General features: G+C 31.2%; 13 protein-coding genes. 6 read left to right on the top strand and 7 right to left on the bottom strand.

Annotation, left to right across the window (positions count from 1 at the left end; all coding sequences use genetic code 11):
* The coding region (locus ACFX4N_RS30810) for an STAS domain-containing protein (RefSeq protein ID WP_377263793.1) at positions 1-575 on the top strand (575 nt) is incomplete at its 5' end.
* Between the two features lie 198 nt (positions 576-773).
* Here ACFX4N_RS30810 and ACFX4N_RS30805 read toward each other — a convergent pair.
* Positions 774-1,610, bottom strand: coding sequence for an STAS domain-containing protein (locus ACFX4N_RS30805; RefSeq protein ID WP_098383220.1), 837 nt, complete (start codon positions 1,608-1,610; stop codon positions 774-776).
* Positions 1,611-1,824: 214 nt separating this feature from the next.
* Positions 1,825-2,136 (bottom strand): hypothetical protein, encoded by a 312-nt coding sequence (locus ACFX4N_RS30800; RefSeq protein ID WP_041816897.1) that lies wholly within the window; start codon positions 2,134-2,136, stop codon positions 1,825-1,827.
* 316 nt (positions 2,137-2,452) lie between these two features.
* Here ACFX4N_RS30800 and ACFX4N_RS30795 point away from each other — a divergent pair, with 316 nt between their 5' ends.
* The gene (locus tag ACFX4N_RS30795) at positions 2,453-2,692 is read left to right on the top strand and encodes a hypothetical protein (RefSeq protein WP_041816896.1); all 240 of its coding nucleotides are present in this window, start codon (positions 2,453-2,455) and stop codon (positions 2,690-2,692) included.
* A 78-nt stretch (positions 2,693-2,770) separates the two neighbouring features.
* Here ACFX4N_RS30795 and ACFX4N_RS30790 read toward each other — a convergent pair whose 3' ends face one another.
* A complete protein-coding gene (locus tag ACFX4N_RS30790; protein ID WP_192101189.1) occupies positions 2,771-3,193 on the bottom strand; it encodes a helix-turn-helix domain-containing protein in 423 nt (140 codons plus the stop codon).
* 285 nt (positions 3,194-3,478) lie between these two features.
* Here ACFX4N_RS30790 and ACFX4N_RS30785 point away from each other — a divergent pair, with 285 nt between their 5' ends.
* Positions 3,479-4,045 (top strand): RBBP9/YdeN family alpha/beta hydrolase, encoded by a 567-nt coding sequence (locus ACFX4N_RS30785; protein WP_192101190.1) that lies wholly within the window; start codon positions 3,479-3,481, stop codon positions 4,043-4,045.
* A 252-nt stretch (positions 4,046-4,297) separates the two neighbouring features.
* Here ACFX4N_RS30785 and psiE read toward each other — a convergent pair whose 3' ends face one another.
* The 4 genes from psiE to ACFX4N_RS30765 all read right to left on the bottom strand — a co-directional run bounded on the left by psiE (position 4,298) and on the right by ACFX4N_RS30765 (position 6,459).
* Positions 4,298-4,717 (bottom strand): phosphate-starvation-inducible protein PsiE, encoded by a 420-nt coding sequence (gene psiE / locus ACFX4N_RS30780; protein ID WP_016764251.1) that lies wholly within the window; start codon positions 4,715-4,717, stop codon positions 4,298-4,300.
* Positions 4,718-5,262: 545 nt separating this feature from the next.
* The gene (locus ACFX4N_RS30775; protein ID WP_377263795.1) at positions 5,263-5,322 is read right to left on the bottom strand and encodes a hypothetical protein; all 60 of its coding nucleotides are present in this window, start codon (positions 5,320-5,322) and stop codon (positions 5,263-5,265) included.
* A 218-nt stretch (positions 5,323-5,540) separates the two neighbouring features.
* Complete coding sequence (locus tag ACFX4N_RS30770; RefSeq protein ID WP_192101192.1) at positions 5,541-5,888, bottom strand: cupin domain-containing protein; 348 nt, start codon at positions 5,886-5,888, stop codon at positions 5,541-5,543.
* A 103-nt stretch (positions 5,889-5,991) separates the two neighbouring features.
* A complete protein-coding gene (locus ACFX4N_RS30765; RefSeq protein ID WP_192101193.1) occupies positions 5,992-6,459 on the bottom strand; it encodes a DinB family protein in 468 nt (155 codons plus the stop codon).
* Positions 6,460-7,198: 739 nt separating this feature from the next.
* On the opposite strand from ACFX4N_RS30765, the gene cuyB reads away from it, so the two are divergent.
* The 3 genes from cuyB to ACFX4N_RS30750 form a co-directional block, all read left to right on the top strand.
* On the top strand, positions 7,199-7,903 hold the full coding sequence (cuyB, locus tag ACFX4N_RS30760) for a cysteate racemase (protein ID WP_377263790.1): 705 nt from the start codon (positions 7,199-7,201) through the stop codon (positions 7,901-7,903).
* 97 nt (positions 7,904-8,000) lie between these two features.
* Positions 8,001-8,876 carry a LysR family transcriptional regulator gene (locus ACFX4N_RS30755; RefSeq protein WP_377263788.1) on the top strand — a complete coding sequence of 292 codons (876 nt, stop codon included), beginning with the start codon at positions 8,001-8,003 and terminating at the stop codon, positions 8,874-8,876.
* Between the two features lie 351 nt (positions 8,877-9,227).
* The coding region (locus tag ACFX4N_RS30750) for a cation:dicarboxylate symporter family transporter (protein WP_377263786.1) at positions 9,228-9,511 on the top strand (284 nt) is incomplete at its 3' end.

Here is a 9,511-nt window from a genome sequence, read left to right as displayed (position 1 = left end):
AGGCTTTAGAGACCACAAGTTATTACCGGAAATTTATATGGGAAGTACTTAAAGAAGAAATAAAAAAATACAACATGTCAATAGACATGGTATTTGAATTAAGCTCAATTATTGACCCTTTATTAGATAAAGCTGTTTATGCTTTTAGTTTGACTTATGTTAAATTCCATCATGAAACATTAAAAAAAGCAAAGAGTGCCTTCCTTGAATTATCCGTACCTATGGTCCCTATCACAAAAGGAATTGCCATACTCCCTCTAATTGGAGAGGTAGATACGGAAAGAGCTACTCTCTTACTAGACGAAACGTTGAAGAAAGCAAATGAATTGAAATTATCTCATCTTCTATTTGATCTCTCTGGTGTTATGATTGTGGACACTATGGTTGCCCATCAAATTTTTAAAATCATTGAGGCATTAGATTTACTTGGGGTAAAAACAATGTTAATTGGTATCCGCCCTGAAGTTGCTCAGACCATGATACAACTTGGAATTGATTTTAGTAAAATAACTGTAAAATCAAACCTCGAACAAGCACTTCTTAGTTTAAATTTAACCATAGATACTTTAGAATAAATATTCTCACCTAATAGTGTATGAATTGAATTCTATTTATCTTCAAAAAACTACTTAACATAAGACTATTTCTAGGCACAAAAAGCCTTATATCTTACTATAAGGCTTTTCTGAATACTGATTTATTTTTTCAAAAACAATTCTAATTTCATAAATTCATTTTCATTTCTGTGTGTAGAGTAAACTTCCCTATTCCTCCTACATCTGGTGGAGTTCTAGATATTCTTTTAATGTTTGCTGTAACGTCCCTTTTGTTTCTGCCCTTTCTTCAAAGGAGATTCCTGAGTGAATCATTGTCCGCACCAGGTCCGCACGTAAACCTGTAAGAATAGCCTTACATCCCATCATTGAAATTCCAGTTAATATCTTTTGAAAATGATCAATGACATGCATCTCCATGTTAGCAATTCCAGAAAGATCTATAATTAATGTTTGAATCTTTAAATCTGATATGCCTGTTAGTACTTTCTCCTCAATCGTTTGGATACGATATGTATCCACCATTCCTGTCAACGGTAATACAGCTACAGATTGGCTAAGAGGTATAATAGGCACCGATAGATGTTCCACTAAGTCCCTCTGGGAGGCAATTAATTCATCTTTATATTTGGAATAACTAATTAGAAAAGTGTTAAGAAATTGATCAATCTTATCATTAATACGCTTCTCTAAGGCATAAAATTCTTCACGGCTATTAAAATGGTTATTTATTCGATCATATTGATAGATAAAATGCCACAATGTTCGCCTAATGGCCTGTACCCATTCTAGTTTGAAGGCAAGAGTTAAGGCGTGCTTCGCCCAGGCTACGCCTTCTTGCTGAGCGAAAGTAATGAGTTGTTCCTCTTTTTGCTCCACGACATATAGAGATAACTTTTGAGCATTTTTTAAAAGATCAATATTTCCAGTTTCTAAAATGTCATTAATCTTAGAGGCAACGTTAACCGCCTCTGATAAAAGTTTATCCTGAAAATTCTGTTTGTTGTCTCTAATAAAATCAGTCATTTTCTCTCTCTGATTATAAATAATATCCATTTTAAATCCCCCTTATTTTTTTGATTATAGTTAGCTTTAAATAATCAATATCCCAAAGTGAAATGTCATTTTTTCATTGTCTATAAAGAAAAGTCTTCCTTGTACTATCCCCAATAGATATGGCTTTAGATAAGAAATGCTAATACTTTTATAACCAATTGGTAAATCTTGAACATGCCCATGGTAGTGACACTTCTTTCACCATGATAAAGGGTCAATGGAGGTTATTTTCACTGGCTGATATCCATTCAGATAGTTCATCAAAAATGTTCTGCACTTGTTCTTTATTTAACGTGTTAACATTCTCCCATGCATTAGAAATATAAACCTCTAGATGATCAGGATAGGAAATGGATTCAGTAATAAGGGATTTATAAAATAAAGGATTACCGCCTTTATCTACTTCACCCTTACATCTATAGTTTTCAAACGTCCACCCCCCTTCTGTTTTTTTAAAATGATAAAGGTCCTTAAGTCCCCACCGAGGGCTGTAAATTCGCATTTTGAATCTAGATGCACTACTCAATTTCAGATACCTCCTACCTCCTTAAAAATATCATTTTTAAATGAGACTCTTTTTATTTTTACCCTCAAAACATGTATTTTACATCCATCTTTTTTACCATATATATTGAAAATTGCTAACTATGTTGCATCCGTCATATAGCACCTATCCTCAATATAACATTACATTTTTTTGTTTTTTTACAAATTTATTTCATTTTTGAAATCTTTATTTCAATTATTGGAGGTAATAACTTATAAATATACCCTATGTTAAAATGGATTAAACTTTAATTAGTAAAATTTTTTAAAATAGTGAGAAAGGGTTTTGGTGATAGATGACAATAATTAAAATCAAAGAAATGTTAGAAACTTTATTACGGTATGAAGATAGTGAAATCACTCATGCCTTTTGTAGTGGAAATAATACCTTTTCTCTCAATTATTCTAAAGAACTACAGACTTTTCAATTGAAGAATGTTGAAACGGGCCACATTGAACATTTTCCGGATATGGAAACTACATCTTTAGCTTTGTATAGAATAATAAGTATTGTGGAAGAAGAAGTCACTGATTAATAATCTACTTTTAAAGTTAACATAAAACCTATTATCGGTAGAAAAAAAAGCCTTTACACTGAGGCTAAAGGCTTTTTCTTACTTTTCTTGTTTAAAATCCTTTTTTATAGTCCACAACATTTTTTTAAAATCCTCATAAAGAAACATCGTTAAAAAACCTAATATTGTAATACCTGCTGAAAAGGTACCTAAATCTAAAAATAATCCTACAAATACAAGAATGATACCAACTAAAAAACCAGGATCAGATAAATCATCGATGTTATTCTTTTTTTTATCTATTACTATTTTTTTTTGAAAAGAACGGTCACCTTTAATTAATTCATCTAACGTTATATTGTATAAATCACTCAACTTAATAAGGTTTTCAATATCAGGATATCCCTTATTATTCTCCCACTTATATACAGCCTGCCTAGATACGTTCATCTCTTGAGCTAATTCTTCTCTAGACATATTTTTTTGTTCTCTTAACTTTTGTAACTGTTCTCCCAATTCCATATACGCTCACTCCTTGTGTCCCACTTTATAACATTTACGATAGAACTACCACAAACGCTTGGTGACACTGTGTAAACCATTGGTTAACAGAGAATAAATTATAGAAATAACTTCCGAAATCGTACAATATACATATCAACTTTACATAATGTGAATTATAGGCACTGAAAAAGATCTTCGTTTAAAAGATTTTTTTAACTGCTCATTCAAGTGTTTCTCCTACCATATAGGTTTCGATTAGTAATATACTGTTTTTACATCTATAAAAAGAAAGGGAGAGTAGCAATGGGAAAACAAGTATATATTATCCATGGATACGGAGCTTCACCATCTAATCATTGGTTCCCGTGGTTAAAAGAAAAATTAATAGCAGATAATCATCAAGTTTCGGTTCTTCACATGCCAAATTCGTCTGACCCCAAGAAGGAAGAATGGTTGAAAACATTGGCTAATAAAATAAAGAATTTAGATAACAACGCTTATTTTGTAGCACATAGCTTGGGATCTATTACACTATTGAACTATCTAGAACAGTTAGATCCATTACCAGGATTTGGAGGGTTTATTCTTGTTTCTGGCTTTGCTGAGCGATTATCATCTTTACCTTCACTAGATCCTTTTACAGTTGAAAAAGTGGATTACCAAAAAATAATTTCTACAACTAATTCACGTGCTGTTATTGCTGCAAAGGATGACTATATTGTTCCTTTTCAATTAAGTGAAAACTTATCAAAACAATTGGATACGTCCTTTTATCCTGTTGAAAAGGGGGGACATTTTCTAGAAGATGATGGTTTCATTACTTTCCCATTGGCTTATGATATTTTAAGTAATATGATAAAAACTGTATAAATAATGAAGGTGTCACCTTTTCGTGACACCTTCAAATTAAAAAATTTTTCTAAACAATCTGGACAGATTGCTGAATAAGGTTTCCAATAATCAGATGAACACTCTATACAAAACTAGTTACCATAATGTGATTTTTCGGAAGTAATTTATGTATATGAATGTATAGCGTATAGTCCTCCTTGGAAGCCTTCGTGCTGTTATTCTGCACAAAAATGCACAATGAAAAGATATCCTATTTTTAACAAGGCATAATTATAGTTTCTCCTTTTGTTTCGACGAAAACTTTATAATAGCGTAACTGATAGTTAACACAAGAATAGCGCAAGTGTGCAAAAGTGTATTAACTGGGTTATCATGCTCCACAATAACCAGACGTATCAATGCAGTAATGCCAATATAGAGAAAGTAGCGTAGAGGAAAGTGATAATTCTCTTGAAAATATTTTACGATCATTGCAATAAATTCAAAGTACAAAAAGAAAACTAAGATACTTTCAAGAATTTTGTAATGAGTCTCAATTCCTCGATTAAAAATAGAAAAATGAATGAAATGGAAAATTTCCTTACCAAGCAAAACGGATAAAGTAACAGCTAGTAAAATCAATGCTGTATTTAAGATAAGCCGGAGAACGTGTGAAACCTTAAAGTTCGGTCTTTTGTTTTGTTGTATCATCAATATTCCTCCTACATACATAGACTCTTTACTTTATTATATCTTCCGTTTTAGATTTAGCGTTAGCCGTTACAACTTGTTTGTTGGAATGTTTATTTTGATTCATATATTGCAATACATGAAGACGATATTTGTCGTCATGTAGAGTAAATGATGAAACTAATTATTTTTATTAAATACTTTACAATTTACTTAACGTAATTCATGTTACCAGAACAAAATATAAACAGCCCTTATAGAAGGGCTGTCTAAATTGAAAATGTCTATTTAAATACTTTTACTAGAGGACTAATTCCCATTAATATTCCTCCACCAATCCCTAACAATATTGCATAAGTAAATATATTTGAAAGAGAAATCCCTAAAAGGAAAAGAGTGAACCCTATAATAAATGCTTTTCTATCTTCAAAAATTCGTTTCCCTCTATTAATGCTTATTTTATCTTGAAAGGTACGATCATTTTTAATAAGCTCATCCAGTGTAATTTCATATAGGTCACTTAATTTTATAAGGTTTTCAATATCCGGATACCCTTTATTCGTTTCTCATTTATAAATAGCCTGCCTAGATACGTTCATTCTTTGAGCTAACTCTTCTCTAGACATGTTCTTTTCTTCCCTTAAACTTTTTAACTGCTCTCCCAATTCCAATTAACTCACCTCTATGTACCACTTTATAACAAATATGTAAAAGTATCCACAAACGCTCTGTAACATGGTGTAAACCATTGGTTAACATAATGCGCGTTATCGGAATTTATTTGTATATATTAAAAGCCCTTTAAGACTTATCTTAAAGGGCTTTTACAGTATCTATGTTCTTTTTACTCATCAATGACAATAGTATCAGCGTTTTGATCCTCGAAACAAAGGTTTACAGTTCTTTGCTTAGCTCTGGTTCTATGTATAGTTCCAGCTGGAATAAGTAATGTATCATTCGATTTTAAAACAACTGTATCTTTGTCTTTAAAGTCAATTAATAATTCCCCTTCTAAAACCATAAATAGCTCATCTGAATTAGAATGGTAGTGCCATTTGTATTCACCTGAAAATACAGCGATACGAAGGCAATGGTTATTAATATTTGATACAGCAAAATTTACATGTTGATCTTTAATATCTTTTGTAATTTCCTGAAGATTAATCTTTTCTAACTCTAATTTCTCTACCATTACAATTCCCCTTTGGTCCTTATTAATTAATTTTCATCTTTTATTCCACTACATATCCCATTAACTAAAAAAATATTATCTGTAAATACAAAAATTGTAGACTTCAAACCTTTTTAGTTAATATCTTCTTTATAGATTGAATTACTCCCACATGTAAACCTTCATGATACAAAGTATGTAATAATATCTGTCCTGTATTATCAAATCCTAATAATACTGGATCAACAAGATTTTGATCTAATTCTCTTCTAAAGTCTTTCATGATACGGTAGGGCTGCTTCTCTAAATGAGCAATTAACTCACCTTTTGAAGGAACAGAATCGTTCCAGGTAGATGGATTAGAACCATACGCAAAGTACTCCTTATAAAATGGAGGAAGCCTTAAAGAATTCTTTATTCGTTCATACAGCCATATTTCTTGGTCTGTAAATATATGTCCAACATTCCAACGAATTGAGTTATTATGGCTTTCTGGAATAATATCCATAAAATCATCTGGTATCTCTTCAATTAGCTTAAGTGTTTGTTTTCGAGTAAATAACATTTGATTAAATATTATTTTATCCTTCATGTCATCCCCTCACTTCCCTTTATTAGTAAATACCTATTATTTTACTATATCTACAAATTTTATGCTGTATATTATATACATTTCTAGTTTACATAAACACTCTTTCCGGAACACACGACAAAAAGAACCCCTTGCGGCGCAAGAGGTTTAAAAAAGGTTCCTATTATAACTTATGCAGCTTTTTATAGACCCTTGATTTATCAACGTTTGGCCTCGGGCTGAGTGACAAATAAATGAATAAAAAGCGCACCTTTTTATTCATATGCTCTTATGGAAAAATATAGTCCATAAGGTAAAAATGTGTTATTATATGTCTGCACATGCATTTCATAGTAAAAAGCCACCTGTCCTGCAAATACTGGGTGGTTTTTTATTTTGTTAAAGATAATAATTACTTTAACACCTTGTAATAGATTTGAATATCTTATCCGTAAAAATATTGGTCAATGAAAGAACAGGAAGATTATCGGGTATAAAACACTGATATATTTAAATTGAACTGTACTCTAATTGTTAGAAATAATCTAACAATTAAAGTGCAGTTTTTTAATTTATTAAGGAATATCGCTCTAATCTTGTTAGTTAATATAAAGTTTCTATTACTGTATAGAGTATTTCTATAATCTATTTCGCAAAACAAAACCTATAATAAAGAACAATAGATCAAACAAATTAATCCCAAAGAGCACAATTGAATTAAACGTTTCATTTTCAAATAACTTTAAAAGTGGTGAAGAAGATGCAAAAAGTAGTAGGAATTATAGGTGGGATGGGTCCGTTAGCAACCGTAGACTTAATGAAAAAAGTGATTTCTTATACACCAGCAACAAGGGATCAAGATCATATCCATATCATTGCTGACAACTTTTCTCAAATACCTGATCGAACAACAGCAATTTTAGGGAAAGGTGTAGATCCTTGCCCATATATGATACAGTCAGCGCAACGTTTAGAGAAAGCTGGCGCAGATTTTCTAGTAATAGCATGTAATACAGCTCATTTCTTCTTTGAATCAGTAAAAAAATCTGTTCATATTCCGATCTTGCATATGCCTGTAGAAACGTCTAAATTTTTACAAGAAAATCATTTTAAAAAAGTAGGCTTGTTAGCTACGGATGGAACCATCAATACAAAATTGTATCAACATAGTTGCCAGAACTATGATATAGAGGTTATAGAGCCAGATATGGTCATGCAAAAAGAAGTAATGGATGGAATATATGCTATTAAAGGTGGAAAATCAACAAAAGGGTTTATGAGCCTTTTCACAGTAGCTAATAACTTAATAGAAGCAGGTGCGGAAGCTATTATAGCAGGTTGTACGGAAATTCCTCTTGTACTTAGGTCATCTGATGAAATGATTATTATTGATCCAACAGAAATTTTAGCTAAAACAATCATTAAAATAGCTAATGAGACAGGTAAGAGTGCTCAATTAGTATAATATTTAGAATTACTTCCTTTCTTACTTTTAAATACTGTATAGGGAAGTGTTATAGTAGATAAAAATAAAGATGAACTAAAATAAGGAGCATTTAAAGATGAATATTGAAAATATTGAGGCTTTCATCTATGTGTGTCAACTAGGTAGTTTCAATAAAGCAGCAGAGGCTCTTTATTTAACTCAACCTTCTGTAACAGCACGGATTCAGTCCCTGGAACGTGAAATTAACATAAAGCTTTTTCATCGAAATGGAAATAAAATTTCTTTGACTGAAAAAGGGGAATATTTTTTTCCACACGCACAAAAAATTCTTCAGTCTTACCAGGAAGCAAAGTACGGTTTACAACAAGTAAATATCCCTTATGAGTTGGTGATTGGAAGTGCTTTGTCAATCTCTAATAATATTCTTCCAGATATTTTGCCAGCGTTTATTTCAGAATTTAAGGACGTTCGAATAAAGATTTTAACGGGCCATTCTAAAGACATTTTACACAAGGTGATTAATAAAGAGGTGGACTTCGGTATTGTACGAACAGAAACCCATCCTCAAGTAGAATCAATTCGTCTTTATAATGACCCAATCAGTCTTTTTGTTCCTAAAAATCATATTTTTTTAAAAGAAGAGAATGTAACAGTTGAAGCTGTAAGTAAGCAACCACTTATCTTTTTTGATTATGGATCGATAGATTGGCTTGCTATTCATCGCTTATTCTTAAGTAAGGGGTTAAATCCGAATATATACCTAGAAGTTGATAATATGGAAACAGCAAAAAATCTTGTACTTCAAGGCGTAGGCATATGCTTTTTACCTGAGCATTGTGTAAAAAAGGAATTAGAAAATGAAGAGTTATTCCGAGTAGAAATGACTCCTCCTGTGAAAACAAACATTAGCATTGATTTTATTTATTTAAAAGGCAAACCTAAATCTGTTTTCATGGATTTTTTAAAAGATAAAATGTTTGAACAGCACTAAACCCATTAACACTCAATTGGTTTAGTGTTTTTTTATGTGGAAAATGATTACTTTATCTAAATACAATTAATATCTTCTATAACCTTATAGCTTTCTTCTATAACTTAACTTACTAAAAGAAATTTATAATGATTACATTGGATAATTAAATTTAAAGAAAATTATGATTATTAATTCGGAAATTATCCAATATTCATCATAATCATTATCATCACTAAAAGAAGGGGTTGACCAATAGTTATATCTATACTGGAAATTATTGTTGGTAGTTAAACAATAAACTAAGTGATAAGTTTTATGATGAAAGTCCTTGCTTCATCAAGAAAAGGAAAAATGAAAGGGGTTTCATTTATGAAAAAGTTTGGATTAGCTACACAGATATTTATTGGACTTGCTTTAGGTATTATCGTAGGTGCAGTTTTCTATGGTAATGAAACAGCAATGGCTATTCTTCAACCAATTGGTGATATCTTTCTTCATTTAATTAAAATGATTGTTATTCCAATTGTGGTAGCAGCTCTTGTGGTCTCAATAGCAGGTGTAGGTGATATAAAAAAATTAGGAAAACTAGGTGGAAAAACCATTCTTTATTTTGAAATTGTTACTACAATTGCATTAGCAGTGGGCTTATTAGC

This window comes from Priestia sp. YIM B13551 (genome assembly GCF_042787905.1).
Taxonomy (GTDB): domain Bacteria; phylum Bacillota; class Bacilli; order Bacillales; family Bacillaceae_H; genus Priestia.
The sequence above is the reverse complement of the archived record's forward strand: the minus strand, read 5'-3'. Positions and strand labels throughout refer to the sequence as shown.